Below are 21,427 nucleotides of genomic sequence, written 5' to 3' on the forward strand. Positions count from 1 at the left end.
CGGTGGGGGCCGATCACCAGTCGCGACCATTTCGCGCGAGCCTCGACGCATCAAGGCACAACACGGCACCGACCTTGCCCGCGCACAATGATGCCACCAAACGATCGAAGCCGGGCCGCGCAACGGTTCCGCTCGCGGATCGTCCGAGATCATCGTCGATGACTTCGATATCGGTGAAGCCGTGCTGACGCGCAATGTCGACGAGGTCGTATTGCCGTCGCTGGCTTTCCAGGTTGGCCATGACCTGGGATTGTGTCGATTGACGCACATAGACGACGGCCTTGCGCTTCAGCAGCTGCGCCGGGATCAGATTAGCGCCGGTCATCGCCGAACTCTTCGACGACGAGGCCGGCGGCCTGCATCAGAATTTGGGCGAGCGTGATTACGGCCTTCGCCCGTTCCGCATCGCTCATCCCGTCCACCCTGCGGGGCTCGAATATCAGGCTCATCTGTTTGCCCAAGGCTGGTGCGGGCGTGTCGTGCTTGTTCATCGACTTCCTCCCATGCGACTCCATCATCGCGTTGGGAGTTTGGTGAAGCAGCCACCGCGGTGACCAGCTCGGTCAGCGCCGCGACATCAACTTGGGGCAGGCCGACTCTCATCTCGGCGCAGGCGACGGGATCCACTATCCACTCCGGCATTGAAACGACAATGCCAGACGGGCCTTCCACCCTAAGGAACCTGCCGGTCGCTCGTTCCTCTACCCGCCGAACGCTGACTTTCCGCCCGAAATAGGGATGCCAACGATAGTGAACTTCCCGCTCTTCGCCGACATGGGCAGAATGAACGGGCGATGGCCGTGGGGCGCAAGAACTGGATGTTCGCAGGCGCCGACAGCGGCGGTGAGCGCGCCGCCGCCATGTATTCGTTGCTGGAGACCGCCAAGCTCAACGGCGTCAATCCGCAAGAATGGCTGGCCAACGTGCTCGATTGCATCGGGAAGGGCCACCCGATCAACCGGATCGACGATCTCCTGCCATGGAATTGGTCTTCGCCTCTGGCGTGAATGCGCGATTTGTGATGAGAAATGATCCTCGATCGATTTTTCGTTGCATCAAGCTACCTTGAAAGCGCACACGTCCCCTATGCAACGTTACGTTCTAATATCCATGCTTCTGGTGTTAGGTGGGTGGTCCCAAGCACGAGCAGAGCAATCTGAATATACCCTCCCTTCCGTGGCGCAGGGAGCTTCTGTCAATGAGTATCGTAAATGCCAGGTTAGCGTCCGCGCTCGTGGTGTAATTTCTGGTGTAGATTGAGGTGATCGCATCGGGTGGGGCATGCCCCACCCGATGCGATTTCGATCTCGGTGGCCACCGGGCTCATCGGTAAGGTGGAGTTACCACACTTCACACGCCCACCGAGGAGTTGATCCCGATGACCGACGACAGACTACCGCTTGCCGAGCTGATGGCGAAGACCGGAGATGGAGATTTCCTGCGCACGATCGCCGAGAGCGTATTGCAGATCATCATGGAGGCCGACGTCGACGGCCTCGTCGGCGCTAGCCGACACGAGCGCTCCGGCGACCGGACGACCTGGCGGAACGGCTACCGCGACCGCAGCCTCGATACCCGGCTCGGCACGCTCAACCTGAAGATTCCCAAGCTGCGGACCGGCGCCTACTTTCCCGGCTTTCTGGAGCCGAGGAAGACCGTGGAGAAGGCGCTGGTCGCGGTGATCCAGGAAGCGTGGATTGCCGGCGTCAGCACCCGACGCGTCGACGAGCTGGTGCAGGCGATGGGCATGACCGGCATCTCCAAGTCCTCGGTGTCCAAGCTGTGCAAGGATATCGACGAACGCGTCCATGCCTTCCTTAAGCGACCCCTCGCCGGTGAGTGGCCCTATCTCTGGCTCGATGCCACCTACCTCAAGGTGCGCGAGGGCGGGCGGATCGTCAGTGTCGCCGCGATAATAGCCGTTGCCGTCAACATCGAGGGCAAGCGCGAAATCGTCGGCCTGCACATTGGCCCCTCCGAAGCCGAACCGTTCTGGTCGAGCTTCCTCAAGGACCTCGCCCGGCGCGGCCTGAGCGGCGTTAAGCTGGTCATCTCCGATGCGCACGAGGGCCTCAAGGCAGCGATCACCCGCGTGTTCAGCGCTACCTGGCAGCGCTGCCGCGTTCACTTTATGCGCAATGCCCTGGCTTACGTGCCCAAGGGCCAGAACACCGTGGTCGCCGCTGCCATCCGCCAGGTCTTTCTCCAGCCCGATCATGCCGCCGCAACGCAGGTCTGGCGCCAGGTCGCCGACCAGTTGCGAGCCCGCTGGCCAAAGCTTGGCGCTTGCATGGACGACGCCGAGCACGACGTCCTCGCCTACATGACATTCCCCGAGCAGCACCGGGTCAAATTGCATTCGACCAACCCGCTGGAGCGCCTGAACAAGGAGGTGAAGCGTCGCGCCGACGTTGTCGGCATCTTCCCGAACGAGGATAGCATCATTCGCCTCGTCGGCGCTGTCCTGCTCGAGCAGAATGACGAATACCAGCTCCAGCACCGCTACATGCAGATCGAGGGCATGGCCGCCCTTGCCACACCAATGATCGAGGAGGTCCAGCCGCTACAGATTACACCCAAGGCCGCCTGAAAATGCAGCCCGCTGGCCACACCCAATTTTACACCACATTGACGGACGCGACCAATGCCTGCGATACCAAGAGCGAGGTCACAACGGTCCAGCAAATGCTCGCGAAGAGTTGGGTCCCGATCCGACACCATTGCCGCTCATCAGCAGCTTCGCCCGTGTTGTAGACTTCTGTCGATCTGAGCGCATGTCTGCGATCTCTACCATTCGGATCGAAATCCGGAAACGCCATCCGGACTGGCGGCCCGATAGGACTAACGAAGGCGCGGAAAAGGTAATGAGCCGGTTTGAGATGAGCATATTTCAGCGCTGGATAGCACCGACAATGACGTCCCATGGGCCCATAGAGGATTTTTAGCCGGATCGAGGTCACCCGCGAGGGATTCTGGATGGTGACTATCAGCGCAATTTCGACTGAGGGCTATCATTCAACCGTCGAAACCGGACGCTCTGATGTCCGTTGTCAACTCGGTAGACGCGAGGATTGGGCCACGGGTTGTGGCGGCTGAATGTGGCCGCGTACAGGTGGAGGTGGGATCGTTAGACCGTGGGTGATCAAGCTCTGATGCGCGGATTGGATACCGCAGTTCCGAGTATGCGTCCGGGGCTGATCCGTTCTTACTGCGGGCGTCGGCTAGGCCGGCCACAAAACGTCCGTCGGATGTTCCCCTGCCGATGATCCCACCCCCGCCTGTACGCGGGGTCGGTGGCAGATGTCAGGCTGGTTGGGCTTCGCGGGCTGCTGCCCACATGAAGCCAACCAGTTCCCTTGCGACCGCAGTACACACAACAGTGCTCTTCTTGCCCTTGGCCGTGAGGGCGCGGTATCGCGCGGAGAGGCGGCTCTGGGCTTTCCAAGCGATTTCACGGACGGCAGGCGTCGTTTTCTCCAGCAGGTAGAGCTTCCTCGCTCCAACCTTGGGGGCATAGCGATAGCTCCAGGCGCTCTCGACCAACAACTGGCGCATCCGGGTATTGCCGGCCTTGGTTATGCCTCCTCGTCTCACCGTATCACCGGTTGAGCGCTCGCTTGGCACCAGCCCGATGTAGGATGAGCTACCGGGGATTGTCGAAACGCCGCATGTCACCGATCTCGGTGACGAAGGTGATCGCCACGATGAGATCGACGCCCCGCAGCGCTTGCAGGGCGCGCACGACCGGCTCCAATTCCCACTGGGGGAGAAACTCCTCGATTGCGTGCTCAAGGCGAGCCACACGCTCCTTGGCGACGCGCACGGCATCAACCATTTCCTGAAGCGGAATCTGATGCGCAGGGTGGTCAAACCGTTGCTCTTGCAGCCATTTGAGGTGCCGTGCGCCCCATGTTTTCTTGCCCGGGTAGCTCGTCCCGTGCTTCAGAAGCAATGCGCTGACCTGCTGGCGATGTACGCGTAAAATCTCAACTGCTGCGGTGCGGGCACGTATCAGATCGCGGATCGCTTCATGGGCTTCATCCGGCACCCAGACTGCCGTAAGTTCCCCAGCGCGCAGCAGCTTCGCCAGTTCAATGGCGTCGCGCCGGTTCGTTTTCACTCTGTCCCCGGCGCGTTTGGGTATCAATGAAGGTGCGATCACCGTGCATGGATAGCCCATCGATGTAATCTGCCTGTATAGCCCGTAGCCAGTCGGTCCCGCCTCATAGCAGAAATGCAATTGCTGATGCCGGCTTGCGAGGCGCTGCACCATTCGCCGCATCGCTTCGGGGGTAGCAGCCAGCTCACCCAGATAGCGCACCTCGCCTCCGCGCTCCCCATCCGCCACAGCGACGGCATTCCGTGCTTTTGCGACATCGATACCGACGAAGACTTCTGTAGAATGTTCCACGGCTCGTCCTCCTGTGATGAGGATCGACTCGGCCCGTCCGAGGAACCCTCGGATGCGCAGTGTAGGGCGAGCCACTCAAGGCGCGCAGACGGACATACGGTCTTACGAATAAGCCAGATTGATGTTGCTGGCGCAGATGCGATCCAGGGTGCTGGTTCCGACGTACCGCTGCAACCGAATAAACTCGCTCGGCTCGTCGCATCTGCCGCAATTGTGTGCAAAAGTGGGTAGTCATCTGGTCCGCACTCAGTCCGTAGGGCGCGCACGGCGCGGCGATTTGCAGGGGACCGCCGCGCCTACCTCTTCTGCGAACGGATAGGCATAGGGGCCGCTAACCATCGGCCAGGAACGCATCAGCGATGTTCCCGAAACAATCGGATCAGCCGCGAACAGAGAGGGAAGGCCGCCCGACGTGATCGCATCTGGATTTAAACGGGTTGGGAGCAAATTAAAATTGACGCACGCCAGGCGCACTTCGCCGCAGTTCGACTTCTCACGGGCAAGCCTATGGGGGATTGTCTTCTCTCTGCACCAGGAGTCGGCGATGAAACTCACCGTAAAAAAACTACTTCGACGAGCGCGACGGGAAGCCCGTAAGGCTCAGGAAGCCCTGAGACGTGGCAGATCGATTACTGCAGTTTACGCTCATCGCGAGAAGGCTGTTATTTACCATGCAAAGGCGATGGTAAAGAATAGGATGACCTGACAGGCAATTCAGGGCCCGGATGTCATCGGCTTCGAAGCGCATTGGCTTCCGGTGAGCGGGACCTTCGACAATCACCTGTATTGCTCGATGGACATCCTACTGGATGCGGATGTACCTGCCGACCGAGAAATGGAGTCGGCCGCCCGCGGCTGCAGGCGCGAATCTGTTTGCGCAGCCGTAGCGACCTCGTTGAACTTTTCGGTATAAATGCCCCCCTTCCGCCTGTTTATCCCCGCCCCCTCACATCGGCGCCTGGGTCGATGTCCGTAACCGCATCCAACGAGCTATTGGCGACGCCATCCGCCATGCCGAAACGTCCATGCGGCCTCCGTAATTGAAAATGCGTCCAGCGTCGGTGCCATGGATGATTGCCGGGGATTCTCGTTCCACGGTTAGGCTGCCGGCGATCGTTCCGTGAAGGATGAGCCGAAAACCGCTGCGCAAAGTCGCGGCACCAGTGATCGTACCATAGAGCGCGATATCCTCCTCGATGGCAAAAGGACCCTCGACATTGTCGTGGATTGATTTCACATCTGTCCCTCCCAGCAGCAATGACAGACATTCCGGAATCCCAGTCATCATATCCGCTCGCTGACTGCGCGAGGGCCGTGCCGCTCGCTCGATGATCGATCCGGTCACCGATCAAAAGTATCACTCTATCTTTCAACGGCCAAGTCCGAAGCGCTCACTTGTGTGCAGACGTGAGATACCCGGTGCGTCGTCGGCAGCCAACGCTGCGTCCCCTTGTGTTGGATCATCTAGTTGCGCAGTTCCACGACAACGCCAAGCCGCGGAAACCAACCGACAGGCCCACTACCGGCGTCAAAAGCGGATTTGAAGCCGGGCAGAATATTTTCTACAGAGCGCCAAGTGCTCTCTGCCATAGCTGCGGTCTTTACCGCATGCCGAATGAATCGGCACAAAAACGCGCGGCGTGCCGCTCCAGACAGGTCAGGGCGTTGCCACAGCGGATCGAGGGAACCACCCGATGCATCGGAAAGGCGTAAAAACCAGTGCCGGGATTCACCTATATTGTTTTAACAGGCGCTTCGAGTATTATTAATATATGTTCATCATTTTATCTGGTATGCGCGATGCCGTGATTGCAAATGACAAACCTAAGCAGGGCGTAACGGGGGGAACTATGCAAGAAAACTCTGAGTTGGAACTCACTGCTCGCGAAAACGAAGTCGTGGTCCATGTCGCATCCGGCATGTCGGCCAAGGAAATCGCAATCCGCCTGAGAATCTCGCGCTGCACGGTCGAAAGGCACGTCGAAAACGTGCGCCTCAAGACTCGGACTCGCAACCGTGTGCATATGGTAGCCTATGTTTTGCAGACCGGTTTATTGCGGTCGCTCATCGACCGGCACCGGACAAATCTAGTGGCGTGACGGCTGACGGGCCGAGAGCCTATCAGCGAAGGACGCCCGTTTGCCGGTTTCAACGGAACTGGCATTCCAGTCGCTACTGGTGCCGACAACCGACGCACAAGAGCGGTATCGATTACGTCGAGTCGCCCCGAAAATGCGAGTTGTAGCTGAGCAACAAGCTTGGCGCAGCAAACTAGATCCCTCATGCCCGCTGCTCACGCTCGATTAAGGCCAAGCCTTCCCGGTATGTCATCGGGCGGAAATTTGGAAAGCGCGTATTGAACTTGCGGGACATAAAGATGTTGTCCACGACATAGCGCGGCAGCAGTCGCGCCGCATCGCGGACGGTGCTGTCAAACAGTCCCGTCATGCGCAACTGCCCCCGCTCGAGAGTCCGGTAACGTGGAGCGGAGCCGAGCTCCTCGGCAGCCAGGTCGATGAAGGCGCGGTAGGTCAGCCGGTTTTCGTCATCAGGAAGAAGGAGCGGCCGTAAGGCTCGGGCGCGTAACCCTGCAGCGCCATAGCCCGACTGGTGCCCGGGGTGTAGATCGGAGTCGGCAGTGTTTCGTCGCGAAGGAACACCCGCGCCGACTTTCCCTTTGCCAAAGGCTCGATGATCGCGCCGTTTGAGATGCTCTGCGGTTTACCAAAGCCATAGAACTCGGAAGGGCGACAAATCCTCGCGGTCAGCCTCGCTTGACCATCGCTCCTAACGTAAAAAGAATTGTGATTTTTGCCGGCAGCCCTGCCGTGGCTCATCACTGCCGATATGACATGCCTAGAGCGCGGTGGCAAAGCGTAGCATTTTGCGATATACACCCCTAACGGGCGCATGAGCCTTCCGGCCGACGTGCGTAAGCGACTTGGTCTCACCAGCGGCGCAGTCTTTCTGGAGGAAACTGAAGACGGCGTGGTTCTGCGCACCGCCGCGCAGGCCGTGGCACGCGCGCAGGCACTGGCCCAGCAGTACACCGGCGGCCACCCGGAAGCCGGTGTTGACGGGTTCCTTGCGCGGCGCGCGGAGGACAGCGTCGAATGAGCGAATTCGTTCTCGATGCCTCGGCCCTGATTGCCATGCTGAAGCAGGAGAAAGGCGCGGCTAAGGTCTCTAAGGCGATTTCCTCAGCGCGCATGTCGGCGGTCAACTACGCCGGGGTGGTCAGCCATTTCGCGTTCCTGGGGATGCCAGCGGCTGCAATCGACGCCATGCTCGATCCGTTGCCGATCGCGATCGTGCCCGCCGACCAGGCGACGTCGCGTTTCGCCGGACGGCTGCGGGCGGTGACCGCCAGCGCCGGGCTGTCGCTCGGCGATCGATACTGTCTCGCCCTCGCGCACCGCGATGGTCTGCCCTCCTGGACCGGTGACACCAACTGCAATCGCGTCGCGCAAGAGGCCGGGGTCATAGTCGTGCAGATCCGCTAACTTTACGGCTCTAGGCACCATCGCAGCATGAATGTGCTTCTTTCCTTCGAACTCAGCCTCATCGCGAAATTTTTCCGCAGTGGTGAGAGAGGCTATGTCCTCGACTTCTCCAACCGAACCATCACCGATTTCTTTTTCGCGAGTCGATGTCGCCATCGATGCACCGCAATACGCCGCGGACGGCACCTCCCAAGCACCTGCGCAGCTTTCTCGGGCAAATGGACGACCGTACTATTGGGGTGTTTGCGAAGCGCACTAAAAGTGGTGGTTCAGAAGATTTGTTCCAGAGTAAGCGCTGCACTTTGAACCGCCCGCCGCAATTCTAGAGCATTTCACCGCTTAAGCGCACAAGTGCTCTGACCAGGCCAGCCAAAAACTATTTAAATACAGTCTCATATGCCCATTATGAGAGGATGCTTGAGTTCACCCTTCGATCCGACCGCCGCGCCGTAATGATTTCAGGTGCAGGCATTGCTCTCGCCGCGCTTGCCCGGCCGATCGCCAAGCCGTTTTTAGGATCGTCGCATCCGCGCCGCCCGACGACAGTTCCAGCTACCCCCCGCAATGCCCCGCGCATGCCGCAGACGGCTCTGGATGCTGCGCGCTTTTCTGTGGACCCCGCGCTGCTGCGCCGGGCTCTATCTGCGCTCGACCAGCATTCTGGTTCAATCAAGGCGCGTGACCGGATAGCCATCGTCGATTTCACCGCCCCGTCTTCCAATCCCCGGCTGCATTTCCTCGATGTGATGAGTGGCAAGGCTTCGCGGCTGCTGGTCGCGCACGGCTCTGGTTCGGACCCGGAGCATACCGGCTTCCTCGAGCGGTTCTCTAACGCCTTCGGCTCCAATGCCTCGAGTGAGGGCGCCTTCCTGACGGGCGATTACTATACCGGCAAGCACGGTCGGTCGCAGCGTCTGGTGGGGCTCGACCCGACGAACAACAATGCGCTCAGTCGCGCCATCGTAATCCATAGCGCTTGGTATGCGAACGACGACATGATCCCCGCCCATGGCAAGTTGGGCCGCAGTCAGGGGTGCTTCGCGGTGGGCGAGAACAAGCTCAGCGACGTGTTTAATTTCCTCGGCGAAGGACGGATGGTCTTTGCTGCCCGCGCCTGAGGCAGCATGAAACCTCCGGGATTTCCATAAGTTGTCATACGGGTCTTACCAGGAGATTCGTGTGCATAGAAGTGTGATCGTTTGCTCGTTGCTGGCCCTGACGGTCGCGCTGCCCGCGTGCCATTCGAAGCCCGACAATACATCCCAGACCACCGAAGCGCCGCCGATTAACATCGACCAGGTGCGCTGGAACGACGGGGCGGTCCGCCAGTTGCGCGACGCAATCGACCGCCGCGCTGCGCATGGCCTCGACCGGGTGCAGTTCGCTGTGGATGGTCGGCCCGGCAATGCCGAAGGTGACCGTGCCCTGACGCAGATCGCGTTGCGTTACGCCTCGGCTCTGGCCCGCGGGGCGTCGGATCCTGCCAAGCTCTATGACGTCTATACCGTCGCCCGCCCGAATCCGAACCTGCTGAATGGTCTGGGTGCAGCTCTTAAGGATGGGAGCCTGGACAAATGGCTCGATGGGCTGGCTCCGCAGGGCGACAGCTACCGCGCACTGTCGAAATCCTATCTCGCACTGCGCAAGCAGGGCGATATCCCCGCTTCAGCGATCCCCAACAACGGCGAGCCGCTGAAGCCCGGCGCTTCCGACCCGCGGATACCCGCGATCGCACGTCAATTGGTCGCCTCCGACTACCTCGACCGATCTGCTGCGCCGGGTGACCGCTACAACCCCACAATGGTCCGCGCGGTGCAACGCATGCAGGCCGACTACGGGATCAAGCCGGATGGCGTCATCGGCGCCGACGCTCTCGAAATCCTCAACCTGTCGGACGCGGACCGGGCGCGGACAATGGCCGTGGCGATGGAGCGGCTGCGCTGGCTCCAGCGCAATCCCGTCCCCACGCGCATTGACGTGAACGTCGCCGCTGGACGGATGCTCTATTGGCGCGACGGCAAGGTCGCCGACAGTCGCAAGGTGGTCGTCGGCAAGCCTGAAAACGAGACACCTCAGTTGGGATCGCCGATCTATCGCCTCGTCGCGAACCCGACGTGGACAGTGCCGCGTTCGATCCAGACCAAGGAGATCGCAGGTAAGGGCAGCGTTTACCTGCAGCGCAACGACATGGCTTGGAAAAACGGTTGGCTTGTCCAGCAGCCCGGCCGCAAGAATTCGCTGGGTCTCGTAAAGTTCGACATGAATAACGAGCATCAAATCTACCTGCACGACACGCCCGCCAAGCAGCTGTTCCAAGAAGTCCAGCGTCAGCGCAGTCACGGCTGCGTACGGGTAGAAGATGCGTTGGGATTTGCTGAGATGCTTGCGAAGGACGAGGGCATGCTCGACGAATGGCATTGAGCTCGTGCGACCGGCAAAGAGACGTTCGTCAAGCTGCGGCATGAGATCCCAGTCAGGCTGCTCTACCAAACTGTGGTGCTCGGCGAGGATGGTGAGCCCGTAATCCGTTCCGACCCCTATGGCTGGAACGACCGCGTGGCCGCCGCGCTGGGCTTTTCCTCCGCCCAGGCCTACCGCCTGCGCACATCGGGATCCGACGTAGGGCCTTAGCAAATACCGACCAAAGGATGGCCCGCATGCGGGTGCTGGCGATCCCAAACCGACCGGGTGCGTTACGCCTTTCTCGTCGTTTGGAAAGCTCATTTTGGAGGTTTTCCGCCAGCTCGGGGACGCTAGCGTCTATCTGTGCCCATTCTATATAACGCCCCAACATAGGTCAGAGGAATTCCGCGCCCACATGGTCGTAGAAAATCTCTTCCGAGCGCACATAGCCGAGCAGGACCTTGAGTGACTTGTGCCGCGAGACCTCCTGCTTGGCAAGCGAGAACCGGGCGCGCGCCGCCTCGATAAAAAATCCGCCGCGCAACGATTGCCGAGCAATCGTATCGGGATCGAGACCCTGCTTTGCAGCATAACGCTTGACCAGCCGCGCCGCCGAGTGGTCGGACATTGCCTCAAGTGTGAACTCGCTCTTCGTGCCTACCCGCATAAACAGCGGCCCTAGCGTCCCCCTCCTCACCTGCAACTAGGCATTAAGATGGACGACGGGCCTCACGGCCTTCCCGCAAGTACCGCAATGATAGCCCCCTCACCTTCCTATCGGTCTTGGAATGACCGATGCCGACAGTCAGCCCTTGCTCGACCAGTGGGACGTCGGCCAGTTGCAGCGCGACGAGTTTCAGACCGTCGCAGCGCGGCGGCGAGGCCCAGCGCAAGGATCGCCCGGTCGCACACGGCACACGTGCTCAGCCCTTCTGCCTTGCCTATCGTGGCCGCCAACTCCTTGGCGCCAAGTGCCGCTTTCTTCCCTGTTGGCCGCAGCCGCTGTTCGCGGCGGATCCCGATCGCCTCCACGGCGCAGAGCCGGGCTAACGTGATAAACATGGGAAATTTTTCAATAGCACCAGTCGGCGCGCTGCTTTCGGCTCATCACTCGATATAAGCGGCTAGTCAGTTCCTCAGCCTTCTTGGAGATCGATGTGGAGAGGGCGAAACGAGACCCTGGATATGGGTTCCGCTCTTCATATCGAGAAGGCAATTAAACAGAACCAGCAGATCCGTTTCGTCCTGGGGCCAACTGGCGGGGGAAAGTGAAATTAACGCCTGGGCAATATCGTCTTCCGTTATGCATTTAAGCTGGGCCACCGTATGCATCGCTGTCCTCCTCTGGATGGTTAACTTTGTCTAACCTATCCGAAGAAAGCGCTCCCGACCTAATTACAAAGCTGAAAACATCTTTGGGCTACCCCGCTGAACTTCAGAAAAAATGCAGAAATGAGCCCCGTCCGCCTGTTTAGCTCTCCATGGTAGGAATAGGACTTGGAGTCCCGCGCTTGGCTGATATGAACATGGAAGAAAGCGCCATGAATTAGCAGACCATCAACCCGGAGACGCCGCCCTTTCCCGAGTAGCAGCCGGCCGTGCCAGGCAGGACCGATGATATAACCCCTCGCCCCGATCACGGGGAGGAAACCTATCGCGGTTCAGAACGCCTAAAAGGCAAGAAGGCCATTATCACAGGCGGCGACAGCGGGATAGGCCGGGCAGTTGCGCCTATGTGAGGTGGTGCCGGTTTTCTGGACAGGATGCTAAGCTAATTCCGACCTGACGGATTGGTACGGGAATGAAGACGACGAGGAAGCGCTACAGCGCGGATTTCAAGGCGAAGGTGGCGCTGGAGGCGATCCGGGGTGACCTGACGCTGGCGGAGTTAGCCGCCAAACATGGCGTGCACCATACGATGATCGCATCCTGGAAGCGGCAGGCCATCGAAGGGATGGCCGGCACGTTCTCCGGTGCGGGCGATGTGGCCAAGACCGCCAACGATAGCGAGTTCGAGAAGCTGCACGCGAAGATCGGGCAACTGGTCGTCGAGCGGGATTTTTTAGCGAAAGCCTTCGGTCGATGAGCGTGGATCGGAGGCGGGCGATGATCGAACCTGCTCACCACCGCTTGTCGATCTCTGCGCAATGCCGCCTGCTGCGGATCAGTCGTTCGTCTTATTACTACGCCCCGGTGCCGGAAACGGACGAGACGCTGGCGCTGATGACGGTGATCGACGCGACGTTTCTGGACTGCCCCTGGTACGGCAGCCGCCAGATGGCGCGGCACCTGCGGCGTGCAGGACATGAGGTCGGTCGCCGTCGGGCACGGCGGCTGATGGCGAAGATGGGGCTGACGCCGATCTACCAGCGGCCGCGCACCAGCGATCCCCATCCGCAGCACCGGGTCTATCCCTACTTGCTGCGCAAGCTGGCGATCGAGCGGCCAAACCACGTGTGGTGTGCCGACGTGACCTACATCCCCATGCGGCGCGGCTTTCTGTATCTGGTAGCGATCATGGACTGGGCAACCCGCAAGGTACTGGCCTGGCGGCTGTCGAACACCATGGACGCCGGCTTCTGTGTCGCAGCGCTGGAGGAGGCCCTGACCCGCTTCGGCAAGCCCGAGATCTTCAATACCGATCAGGGCAGCCAATTTACGTCGCACGCGTTCACCAGCGTGCTACGCGACGCCGAGGTCCGCATCAGCATGGATGGCCGAGGCCGGTGGATGGACAACGTCTTCATCGAACGCCTCTGGCGATCCTTGAAGTACGAGTGCGTCTATCTCCACGCCTTTGAGACGGGCTCCGAACTGCGGGCTGGCCTGGGCCGGTGGATCACCTATTACAACACCCAGCGTCCGCACTCGAGCCTGGCCGGGAGAACCCCACTCGAGGCCTATCGGCGGATCGGACAATCAGATCATGGGGGGCATGCCCCCCATGATCTGATGATCAAACAGGCGGCATGAACGATAACCGGGATTAGCTTAACTCAGCCGCCAAACTGTCCAAGAAGGCGGGACCACCTCAATGTCGCGAAGGCGCCGATTTCTTCATTTCCTATCTGAACGAAGATGAGGATGCGAAGAAGACTATTCGCTGATCGAAAAGGCGGGACGTACCGGAATTGCCCTGGCTGGCGACATCAGCAGCGCTGAGCATTGCCGCACCGTGATCGCAAATGCCGCCGAGGCGTACGGAACCACCGACATCCTTGTCAATAACGCTGCGCACCAGATGACATTCGAGTCGCTCGAAGAAATTCCGGACGAGTATTGGGATAACAACCTCGCGACCAACATCCACGCAATGTTCTATCTGCGAAGGCGGCGCCTCCCCACACGAAGGAAGGTAGCTCCATAGTCAACACGACCTAGGTCAACACCGACATGCCCCGCGCCACCCTTCTGCCCTATGCCACGACAAAGGGTGCCATTCAAAATTTCACCGGTGGCCGGTCGCAGTTGCTCGGAGAGAAAAGAGTCCGGGTAAACTGTGTCGCCCCGGGGCCTGTCTGGACGCCTCATCCCTTCGACCATGCCGCCCGACCAAGTCGAGAACTTCGGCAAGAACACACCGCTGGGGCGGCCTGCTCAACCGGCGAACTGGCCGCAGCATTCGTGATGCTGGCCAGTGACGAGGCGAGTTATACCTCAGGAGCAACCATTGCGGTAACAGGGGAAAGCCGATCCTGTAACCGCCGATAAATCTAAGCGGTACGCGCGCAATCGATATGCAGCGTGTCACCAATTTGACGCGCGATACAGAACTTGTTGTAATCCGGAAAGGAAAGCGGAGCCTCATTTGCTTACGAATCGATCTTGCCCTGCTCAGACCGAGAGTGGCCAATAAACTGCAGGCGCGATTATCTTGCTCTGCTTCATTTATATCGCCGTCGAAGCAAGACATGGCCTTAGAAGCTGGACCGAATCCAACTACTCGATCGAGCTTGGTGCTCCCTGGAGTGAAAAGTTCTTACGATCCGAGATTGACGATTGTCACTTATGCCCGCCCCCTGACATTGGCGCCTGGATCGATGACCGTAACCGCATCCGCCGAGCTATCAGCGACACCATCCGCCATGCCGAAAAGTTCCACGCGGCCTCCGTCATTGAAGATGCGTCCAGCGACGGTGCCATGGATAATTGCCCGGGATCCTCGTTCCACGGTTAGGCTGCCAGCGATTGTTCCGTGGAGGATGAGCCGAAAACCGCTGCGCAAGGTCGCGGTACCAGTGATGGTACCATAGAGCGCGATATCTTCCTCGATCGTGAACGGGCCTTTGATGCTATCGTGGATTGCTTTCACGTTTGTTCCTCCCAGCAGGCAATAACGGGCATACCTTCGGCCGGTTGTGCGGTCGGTACGGTCAGGCGCCAACTTCAATTTCGGATCAGGGACCGCCTCATCGCTCGTCCATCGCGGCTGCGACCATGAAGCGCCAAGTGCTCGCGGCGTCGTCCCGATGGTCCACTGCGGTTTCGGCAGTGGCAATGTTGCGGATTACCTCGCCGCCCGCGAGTGCCATTGCGTCGGTGGGTTCGCGAATGGCATGGAATACTGCGCGCACATCACGCTTGATCGCCGCCTGATGCTTGGGGTCCAGCGAATCCCAGTCATCATGCCCGCTCGCTGACTGCGCGAGGGCTCGTGCCGCTCGCTCGATGATCGATCCGGTCATCAATCAAACGTAACACTCTATCTTCCAAAGGCCAAGCTCGATGCGTTCACTTGTGCGCGACCTTCAAAACGGTCCGGTTCGTTGTCGGCAGCGCTGTGACCCATCATTTTGCGTCATTGGCTTGCCTGTTATATAAGACCGCCGAATTCGGCGGAACCAAACCGGCAGGCCGCTCCCAGCGGCCGCGGTGGCGTTCCAGCAGACGATGGCGGCAGTGAGCAGGGTGAGGCTGGAGAACCGGAGCGCGCCTGTTCGGCTTCGCCGAGCAGCCATGCAAAGTGTCCGGGACTTACTGAAATGCCTGTCCGGGACTTAGCGAAACACGCAGATGGGCATGGCCGATGCCGTTGAGCCTTTTCGAAACAGATTCTAGTCAGGAGGTCCGCGGGCCTAAGCGCAAGCTCCCACATCAATCTGCAACCTCGCACACAAACGCATTGGCAGGACGGATCCGGTGATGCGGCGAAGCGAAGCAGTGGAGCAATAGTTTTCAGATTTTGGCTCTGTGTTCTGCCGGCTCAGACACGAGTGGAAACATCGCGGCAAAACCCGGTTGCCGGGCGAGCAGATCAGCAAGTGTGTAGCTGTCTAGAACACCAAGGAAGGCGCCCAAGGCTTCCTTTAATACTCCGGTCAAGCCGCAAGCCGGCGCGATGACACAGCTTCCGCAATCGACCAAATCGAACCCCTCTTCGGTATGCCGCACAAGCGTACCAAGGTTAATCGCATTGGGCGGCTTGCCGAGCCGGATGCCACCAAAGCGGCCGCGCACGCTTTCGATATAGCCGCTGCGGACCAACTCGTTGACAACCTTCATCAGATGGTTTTGCGAGATCCCATAGGCTTTCGCAACCTCACCAATCGAGCACAGCCTTTGTTCGCGCGCGCCGAGATAGAGCAGCACACGCATCGAATAGTCGGTGAACAGGGTCAGTTTCATACGCTCCGGGTAGCCCGCTTCATGGCTCACTTAGATAATATGCATTTATATTGCATATTTCAACGCACAGCGATAGATGCACGACGAATACATGATTGGAGCCTGAGTCGTGGACACAGTGGCGCAGATCAATGAAGAGAAGCTGGGGCAGCTTGTGCATGCCTTCTATGCTCGTGTCCGCGACGATGCCGACCTGGGGCCGATCTTTAACGACGCGATAGACAATTGGCCGAACCACCTAAATAAACTGGCGGCCTTCTGGTCCTCGGTTATGCTGACAACGGGTCGTTACAAAGGCCAGCCAGTCCCGGCGCATATGAAGCACAGCGGCCGGATCACTCCGGCCCTCTTCAATCGTTGGCTCGCACTTTGGACGGAAACGACCAATGCCCTGATGCCGCCCGCCGCCGCAGCAGCGTTGCAGGCCAAAGCGGCGCGTATCGCCGAAAGCTTGCAACTGGCGATGCTCTTCCGATTGGACGGACCGGCGATGTCGGTTGCCGCAGGAAGCCACAAGACGACTGCGAGCGCGGTGGGGCAACTGTCATGACCGCGCCGACTCCCTACCGCTCGACACCTGTTTTCGACGAGACCAGCATCCCTGCAGCCTTGCGCGGCTTCCACCAAACCAAAGCGGGGGTCTGGGGTCTTATCGGCGTAATCGAGGGCGAACTTAATCTCACCTATGCCGAGCCCGCCTCCGAAAAGATTCTTAGCCCCGGCAATCCCGGCGTCGTCGAGCCCGAGCAAACCCATTTCGTAACACCGCTAGGCAAGGTCAGGATGCAGGTCGATTTCTACGATCAGCCGCCGGATGGCTGAACCCTCCTTCCCGCTCCCGCAAATTCTTAGCTACAGGAGACGTTGATGTCGCAGACACTCAGCGACGAGACCATCGCGCTCGTCAAAGCCACCGTTCCCGCGCTCGAGGCGCACGGCCTCGACATCGTGCGCGAAATGTATGGGCGCATGTTCGAGAATCCGGCAATCCGCGACCTGTTCAACCAGTCGCACCACGGCGACGCCGGCTCGCAGCCCCGCGCGCTGACTGCGGCGATCCTCGCCTATGCCAGCAACATCGATAATCTCGGCGCACTGGCGCCGGCGGTGGAGCGCATCGCGCAGAAGCATGTCGGGCTTCAGATCCTCCGCGAGCATTATCCCTATGTCGCCGACGCCCTGCTTGGCGCGATCAAGGCGGTCCTCGGCGACGCCGCAACCGAAGAAATTCTCGCGGCTTGGGGCGAAGCCTACTGGTTCCTCGCCAACATCCTGATCGCACGCGAAGATCGCATCTATCACGACCAACAGCACGCTACGGGGGGCTGGAACGGGTGGCGAGACTTCCGGATCGAGAAGGTCATCCCGGAAAGCAGCGTCATCACGTCGTTCGTTCTGCGTCCCGCCGATGGGGGGCCGGTGATGACACACAAGCCCGGCCAATATCTGACCTTCTGGATCGAGATCCCCGGCCATCCGTCGATCAAACGCAATTATTCGATTTCATCGGCATCCAACGGCGAAAGCTATCGCATCTCAGTCAAGCTCGAGCCCCACGGGCTCGTCTCGGGTTGGCTTCACGACAACGCGAAGCCAGGCACCATCCTCAAGGTGGCGGCGCCGGCGGGCGAGTTTTTTTTGGACGGCGCCCCGGATCGCCCCATCGTGCTGCTGTCGGGCGGCGTTGGCTTGACGCCGATGGTGGCGATGCTCGAAGCCCTGGTCGCGGGCGGCAGCGACGTGCCTGTTCACTATGTCCACGGCACGCACGACCGAAGCACGCACGCAATGCGCGATCATGTCCGTGCGCTGGCGGCGAAGACCGCAAACGTCAACGTTGTCGACTTCCACCAGACGCCGATCGCGGGCGAGATCGCCGGGCAGGACTACGACGTCGCCGGGATCATCACCGACGCATGGCTCGTATCCAACACACCGGTTGCCGATGCCGACTATTACATCTGCGGTCCGCGCCCGTTCTTGCGCCACGCGGTTTCCGCTCTCTCGCTCGCAGGCGTTCCATCGAGTCGCATCCACTATGAGTTCTTCGGGCCCGCTGACGAACTCTTAGCGGCTTAAAAAGAGCTTGCCGATTGCATCGGCTGACTGACTTTCGAAGATCCGGCCCGTCGTCACCGCCCCATCTTGGTGATGCTTGGCGAGCCGGATTGTGATTGTGTATCCGGGGCGTTTCACGTCCTTCCTGGTAAGAATGATGGCCCCAAGCCGAGGTAGAAGCGACCCGCTTGAGCGCGCGAGTTCGGCTTTAGCGTCCCCGGCCGGCGACAGGACCGCACGGGTTCTCGACGTCCGCCGCCATTCGGTTGACATCTCACATTTCAAACGAAGCGGGCCAACATTTCCGTGAGCAGGGGGCCGAGCCGCCGAATTTCGTCCCTGTGGGCGCTCGAGAGTTTCGACAAAATCTCAGAAGCTTGGGGCGTCAGCCGCAATTGGGCACGGCGCCGGTCATCGTCGTTCGAATGTCTGGTTACGTATCCCTGCTTCTCTAACCGATCAATCAAGCCCGTTGCGCTATGCGGCTTCAACAGCAAGCGCCGTGCAACGAATCCGACTGTAGCATCATCAATGGGGGCAGCGCGTAGCGCCAGAAGGGCCTGATGCTGTTGGGGCGTCAGGCCCTCTTGCGTTGCCCGTTCGTCGCTGAAAGCCTGAAATTTCCGCAAGGCAAACCGCAAATCCGCAAGCGCGGCATAATCGGCATCATCCAACTCTGCTTCTTTCGTTTCCATAGCACCTCCGTGTTGAAATATATCGCAATGCGATATAGCTGCCCCAGGCTAATTCTTCAAAGAGGGATTTTGTATGATTCGGGAAGCCTCCTGTTCTGCCGAGGCTGTCAGGCTGGGCGACCATAGCGCGGATCTGCGCATGATCATGTTGGCCGCCATGGCGCTGTTCGTTGGGAGTGGTGGCGCAGCAAGTGCATGGGTGCTCCTGAAGCTGATCGCGCTGGCGACGAACCTGTTCTGGTTCGGCCGCCTGTCGTTCGCGGAAGTTGACATGGCGGACAATGCCCTCGGGATGGCTGTCCTTGTCATCCCCATGATTGGCAGCGTGATTGTCGGACTGATGGCCCGCTTCGGCTCGGAAAAGATTCGCGGACACGGGATACCCGAAGCGATCGAGACGATATTATTCGGTGAAAGCCGACTGTCGATGAAGGTGGCAATTCTCAAACCCGTTTCGTCCGCGATTTCCATCGGGAGCGGCGGGCCCTTCGGCGCTGAAGGTCCGATCATCATGACGGGGGGCGCAATTGGTTCGCTATTTGCGCAATGCTTCCACCTGAGCGCAGCAGAGCGCAAGACATTGCTCGTTGCCGGCGCGGCGGCAGGCATGACAGCGATATTCGGCACACCTCTCGCCGCCATATTGCTGGCGATCGAGGTGCTGTTGTTCGAGTGGAAGCCGCGCAGCTTCGTACCGGTCGTCCTTGCGGTCCTCGTCTCCTTCACATGGCGACCGCTGCTCATTGGCGATGGTCCGATGTTCGCGGCCCATCTCGTGCTTCCAACCGGATCGGGGTCGCTGGCCTATGCATTGGGTATCGGCCTGCTCCTTGGCTTGCAAGCAACCTTGCTTTCAAAGGCGCTCTATTGGATCGAGGACGGGTTTCATCATCTGCCACTGCATTGGATGTGGTGGCCTGCATTGGGTTCGATCGCGGTCGGGCTAGGCGGCCTGGTCGAGCCTCAAGTGCTAGGCGCAGGCTACGGCAATATCCATGCCTTGCTGGGCGATAGCCTGGGAATGCGCGCCATCATCATGCTTCTGGTGGTGAAGGGGCTCGTTTGGCTGATCGCGTTGGGGTCAGGAACGTCAGGCGGCGTGCTAGCACCGCTTTTGATCCTGGGCGGGGCGCTGGGTTGCCTCATAGGACAGTTCCTGCCCGGAGACCCGGGTTTTTGGGCCATGATAGGCATGGCTGGCATCATGAGCGGCGCAATGCGCGCGCCTATAACCGGCGCGTTGTTTGCGGCCGAGCTGACGGGGCAGTTCGCTGCGCTGCCGTTCTGTATCGCGGCCGCCGTCTCCGCCTACGCGATCAGCGTCCTGTTGATGCGGCGTTCGATCCTGACGGAGAAGATCGCGCGGCGTGGGCGGCATATCCTCCAGGAATATAGCGTCGATGCATTGGATCTGTTGCAGGTGAGGGATTTGATGACCGCCGAACCGGAGACGCTTGCTGGCGATATGCCGATACGCGAGGTCATCCAGTTCTTCGAGAAGGAAGCTCGCCATCGCAGCTATCCCGTCATCGATAAGAGCGGGCGCTTGGTCGGCCTTGTCTCACGCAGCGACGTATTGCGATGGGAAGTGGAGGGTTGTGATCAGGAGACGTTCCTTGCCGAAAGCCTCTCGGATGCGTCACAGCCTACCGCCTTTCCCGACAGCCCCAGCGGCATTGTGGCAGACCTCATCGTTCAATCCGGCATCGGACGCATCCCAATCGTTGATCCCGATAGTCGTAAGGTTGTCGGCATTCTCTCGCGCCAAGATTTGCTCAAGGCACGACACAGGATTCGAGTCGAGGAAACGCAGCGGACCCGGCATGTCGGCGGAACCAGGAAGACAGCTGGCACTTGATATTTATATCGCGAAACGATATAAAATGTTTGGGGGGGCAGGATGCTGCCGGATGGCAGGTTAAGCGGGGTCAGGCTGGAAAGGACGACCCATGTTCGTGATTGCCGGAATGGTTGAGGCCATTGGTGCCGTTTTCGGCAGCCTTCTGGCTGTCGCCTTGATGTGCTGGCTTGCGTCAGGTGTGGCGAATCGCTTGCACCACAGCAATTGGGCTGCGTTTCTGGTTCTCGGGCTAGTGGCAATCGTTTCGCTGAGCGGCCTGACCCACAGCGGTTTTGTCAGGCTGTGCGCGGCATATGGGCTGTTCGGCGCACTCTTTTTGTGGCTCACGGCCCGAAATAAAAATCTGGGTCCGGACACGCTTGAACGGGATGGCAAGTAATGACCCTGCGCTGCTGGTTTTATCCTGCGCTTCTTGCCGCCATCGGCGCACAACGGCGACCAGATAGGGCGGCGCTCCGCTCTCTGGTCCGGCGCATTCGGCAAGAAGCATTCCCCGGAATCGACGACCCTGCTCAACGACGCCTGCAGGTCAGACAAACGATCAGCGCGTGCCTCAGAACGTTATAGACCGTATTGCCGCCTCACCAGTCACTTCCTTCACGCTTCACATGTTTGCTCCCCGAAGACGGCTATCGCATGCGTACCCACCTTCCTCGCCGATGGCCGGATATGTCTCTCGACGGATGGTGTAGAGAAGCCCCAAGCGTCATCCGGGCGCAGATTTTCCCGGCTGCTGCTTCCAAGCTGCTACCATCCGCTCGTAGGCGTGCTCAGCGCTCACGACGTATCCGGCTTCCAGGTCCCTGATCTTCTTGATCCAGTAGTCCCGAGCCGAACCCGCCTTGCCGTACGCCCGAGGAGCTCCCGCCAT

General features: G+C 59.8%; 23 protein-coding genes and 4 pseudogenes. 16 read left to right on the plus strand and 11 right to left on the minus strand.

Annotated features, from left to right (window positions below):
* Positions 1-16 precede the first annotated feature (16 nt).
* Both ACFFDA_RS11155 and ACFFDA_RS11160 read right to left on the minus strand, forming a co-directional pair.
* Positions 17-325 (minus strand): annotated as a pseudogene (locus ACFFDA_RS11155) (recombinase family protein); the annotation flags it as partial.
* Positions 312-491, minus strand: coding sequence for a hypothetical protein (locus tag ACFFDA_RS11160; protein ID WP_404479198.1), 180 nt, complete (start codon positions 489-491; stop codon positions 312-314). The gene ACFFDA_RS11160 and the pseudogene ACFFDA_RS11155, both read right to left, overlap by 14 nt.
* A 297-nt stretch (positions 492-788) precedes the next feature.
* Here ACFFDA_RS11160 and ACFFDA_RS11165 point away from each other — a divergent pair.
* Together ACFFDA_RS11165 and ACFFDA_RS11170 are read left to right on the plus strand one after the other, a co-directional pair.
* Positions 789-1,007, plus strand: a pseudogene (locus tag ACFFDA_RS11165) (transposase domain-containing protein); the annotation flags it as partial.
* Positions 1,008-1,378: 371 nt separating this feature from the next.
* Entirely contained in the window at positions 1,379-2,590 is a 1,212-nt protein-coding gene (locus ACFFDA_RS11170; RefSeq protein ID WP_404477663.1) for an IS256 family transposase, read from the plus strand.
* 713 nt (positions 2,591-3,303) lie between these two features.
* Here the strand turns inward: ACFFDA_RS11170 and ACFFDA_RS11175 are convergent.
* Positions 3,304-4,411 (minus strand): annotated as a pseudogene (locus ACFFDA_RS11175) (IS110 family transposase).
* 946 nt (positions 4,412-5,357) lie between these two features.
* Positions 5,358-5,756 carry a hypothetical protein gene (locus ACFFDA_RS11180; protein WP_404479199.1) on the minus strand — a complete coding sequence of 133 codons (399 nt, stop codon included), beginning with the start codon at positions 5,754-5,756 and terminating at the stop codon, positions 5,358-5,360.
* A gap of 427 nt (positions 5,757-6,183) precedes the next feature.
* Between ACFFDA_RS11180 and ACFFDA_RS11185 the strand changes: the two genes are divergently transcribed.
* A complete protein-coding gene (locus ACFFDA_RS11185; protein ID WP_404479200.1) occupies positions 6,184-6,510 on the plus strand; it encodes a response regulator transcription factor in 327 nt (108 codons plus the stop codon).
* A 181-nt stretch (positions 6,511-6,691) separates the two neighbouring features.
* Here the strand turns inward: ACFFDA_RS11185 and ACFFDA_RS11190 are convergent, their stop codons facing one another.
* A complete protein-coding gene (locus ACFFDA_RS11190; RefSeq protein ID WP_404479201.1) occupies positions 6,692-6,859 on the minus strand; it encodes a hypothetical protein in 168 nt (55 codons plus the stop codon).
* Between the two features lie 83 nt (positions 6,860-6,942).
* Entirely contained in the window at positions 6,943-7,248 is a 306-nt protein-coding gene (locus ACFFDA_RS11195; RefSeq protein ID WP_404479202.1) for a hypothetical protein, read from the minus strand.
* 52 nt (positions 7,249-7,300) lie between these two features.
* Here ACFFDA_RS11195 and ACFFDA_RS11200 point away from each other — a divergent pair, with 52 nt between their 5' ends.
* From ACFFDA_RS11200 to ACFFDA_RS11215, 4 genes are all read left to right on the plus strand, one after another.
* Positions 7,301-7,528 (plus strand): AbrB/MazE/SpoVT family DNA-binding domain-containing protein, encoded by a 228-nt coding sequence (locus ACFFDA_RS11200; protein ID WP_404479239.1) that lies wholly within the window; start codon positions 7,301-7,303, stop codon positions 7,526-7,528.
* Positions 7,525-7,914, plus strand: a complete 390-nt coding sequence (locus ACFFDA_RS11205; RefSeq protein WP_404479203.1) for a type II toxin-antitoxin system VapC family toxin — start codon at positions 7,525-7,527, stop codon at positions 7,912-7,914. Before ACFFDA_RS11200 ends, ACFFDA_RS11205 begins: the two co-directional genes overlap by 4 nt.
* 413 nt (positions 7,915-8,327) lie before the next feature.
* Positions 8,328-9,032, plus strand: a complete 705-nt coding sequence (locus tag ACFFDA_RS11210) for a murein L,D-transpeptidase catalytic domain family protein (protein WP_404479204.1) — start codon at positions 8,328-8,330, stop codon at positions 9,030-9,032.
* 61 nt (positions 9,033-9,093) lie between these two features.
* Complete coding sequence (locus ACFFDA_RS11215) at positions 9,094-10,335, plus strand: L,D-transpeptidase family protein (RefSeq protein ID WP_404479205.1); 1,242 nt, start codon at positions 9,094-9,096, stop codon at positions 10,333-10,335.
* Positions 10,336-10,711: 376 nt separating this feature from the next.
* On the opposite strand, the gene ACFFDA_RS11220 is transcribed toward ACFFDA_RS11215, so the two are convergent.
* The gene (locus ACFFDA_RS11220; RefSeq protein ID WP_404479206.1) at positions 10,712-10,945 is read right to left on the minus strand and encodes a DNA recombinase; all 234 of its coding nucleotides are present in this window, start codon (positions 10,943-10,945) and stop codon (positions 10,712-10,714) included.
* A gap of 970 nt (positions 10,946-11,915) precedes the next feature.
* Between ACFFDA_RS11220 and ACFFDA_RS11225 the strand changes: the two are divergent.
* The 4 genes and pseudogenes from ACFFDA_RS11225 to ACFFDA_RS11240 all read left to right on the plus strand — a co-directional run.
* Positions 11,916-12,047, plus strand: a pseudogene (locus ACFFDA_RS11225) (NAD(P)-dependent oxidoreductase); the annotation flags it as partial.
* A gap of 71 nt (positions 12,048-12,118) precedes the next feature.
* A protein-coding gene (locus ACFFDA_RS11230) for an IS3 family transposase (protein ID WP_404478809.1) occupies positions 12,119-13,290 on the plus strand; the annotation gives its coding sequence in 2 pieces (ribosomal slippage) (positions 12,119-12,383 and positions 12,383-13,290; 1,173 coding nt in all).
* Positions 13,291-13,465: 175 nt separating this feature from the next.
* The gene (locus tag ACFFDA_RS11235) at positions 13,466-13,684 is read left to right on the plus strand and encodes an SDR family NAD(P)-dependent oxidoreductase (protein ID WP_404479240.1); all 219 of its coding nucleotides are present in this window, start codon (positions 13,466-13,468) and stop codon (positions 13,682-13,684) included.
* Between the two features lie 26 nt (positions 13,685-13,710).
* A complete protein-coding gene (locus ACFFDA_RS11240) occupies positions 13,711-14,028 on the plus strand; it encodes an SDR family oxidoreductase (RefSeq protein WP_404479207.1) in 318 nt (105 codons plus the stop codon).
* A 295-nt stretch (positions 14,029-14,323) separates the two neighbouring features.
* Here the strand turns inward: ACFFDA_RS11240 and ACFFDA_RS11245 are convergent, their stop codons facing one another.
* From ACFFDA_RS11245 to ACFFDA_RS11255, 3 genes are all read right to left on the minus strand, one after another.
* Positions 14,324-14,629: a hypothetical protein gene (locus tag ACFFDA_RS11245; RefSeq protein ID WP_404479208.1), complete on the minus strand. Its 306-nt coding sequence runs from the start codon at positions 14,627-14,629 to the stop codon at positions 14,324-14,326.
* A gap of 97 nt (positions 14,630-14,726) precedes the next feature.
* Positions 14,727-15,002: a hypothetical protein gene (locus ACFFDA_RS11250; RefSeq protein ID WP_404479209.1), complete on the minus strand. Its 276-nt coding sequence runs from the start codon at positions 15,000-15,002 to the stop codon at positions 14,727-14,729.
* Between the two features lie 490 nt (positions 15,003-15,492).
* Entirely contained in the window at positions 15,493-15,942 is a 450-nt protein-coding gene (locus tag ACFFDA_RS11255; protein ID WP_404479210.1) for an Rrf2 family transcriptional regulator, read from the minus strand.
* A 109-nt stretch (positions 15,943-16,051) separates the two neighbouring features.
* Between ACFFDA_RS11255 and ACFFDA_RS11260 the strand changes: the two genes are divergently transcribed.
* Genes ACFFDA_RS11260 through hmpA form a run of 3 tightly spaced genes read left to right on the plus strand, consistent with a single transcriptional unit; the run spans position 16,052 to position 18,021 of the window.
* Positions 16,052-16,492 carry a group III truncated hemoglobin gene (locus ACFFDA_RS11260; protein WP_404479211.1) on the plus strand — a complete coding sequence of 147 codons (441 nt, stop codon included), beginning with the start codon at positions 16,052-16,054 and terminating at the stop codon, positions 16,490-16,492.
* Positions 16,489-16,764 (plus strand): DUF1971 domain-containing protein, encoded by a 276-nt coding sequence (locus ACFFDA_RS11265; RefSeq protein WP_404479212.1) that lies wholly within the window; start codon positions 16,489-16,491, stop codon positions 16,762-16,764. The genes ACFFDA_RS11260 and ACFFDA_RS11265 overlap by 4 nt, the downstream gene beginning before the upstream one ends.
* Before the next feature lie 45 nt (positions 16,765-16,809).
* Positions 16,810-18,021 (plus strand): NO-inducible flavohemoprotein, encoded by a 1,212-nt coding sequence (gene hmpA / locus ACFFDA_RS11270; RefSeq protein ID WP_404479213.1) that lies wholly within the window; start codon positions 16,810-16,812, stop codon positions 18,019-18,021.
* A 260-nt stretch (positions 18,022-18,281) separates the two neighbouring features.
* Here hmpA and ACFFDA_RS11275 read toward each other — a convergent pair whose 3' ends face one another.
* A complete protein-coding gene (locus tag ACFFDA_RS11275; RefSeq protein ID WP_404478934.1) occupies positions 18,282-18,695 on the minus strand; it encodes a MarR family winged helix-turn-helix transcriptional regulator in 414 nt (137 codons plus the stop codon).
* A gap of 73 nt (positions 18,696-18,768) precedes the next feature.
* Between ACFFDA_RS11275 and ACFFDA_RS11280 the strand changes: the two genes are divergently transcribed.
* On the plus strand, positions 18,769-20,553 hold the full coding sequence (locus ACFFDA_RS11280; RefSeq protein ID WP_404479214.1) for a chloride channel protein: 1,785 nt from the start codon (positions 18,769-18,771) through the stop codon (positions 20,551-20,553).
* A gap of 91 nt (positions 20,554-20,644) precedes the next feature.
* A complete protein-coding gene (locus ACFFDA_RS11285) occupies positions 20,645-20,935 on the plus strand; it encodes a hypothetical protein (protein ID WP_404479215.1) in 291 nt (96 codons plus the stop codon).
* Positions 20,936-21,427 lie beyond the last annotated feature (492 nt).

Origin of the sequence: Novosphingobium sp. BL-52-GroH (assembly GCF_044813085.1) — a bacterium.
Taxonomy (GTDB): domain Bacteria; phylum Pseudomonadota; class Alphaproteobacteria; order Sphingomonadales; family Sphingomonadaceae; genus Novosphingobium.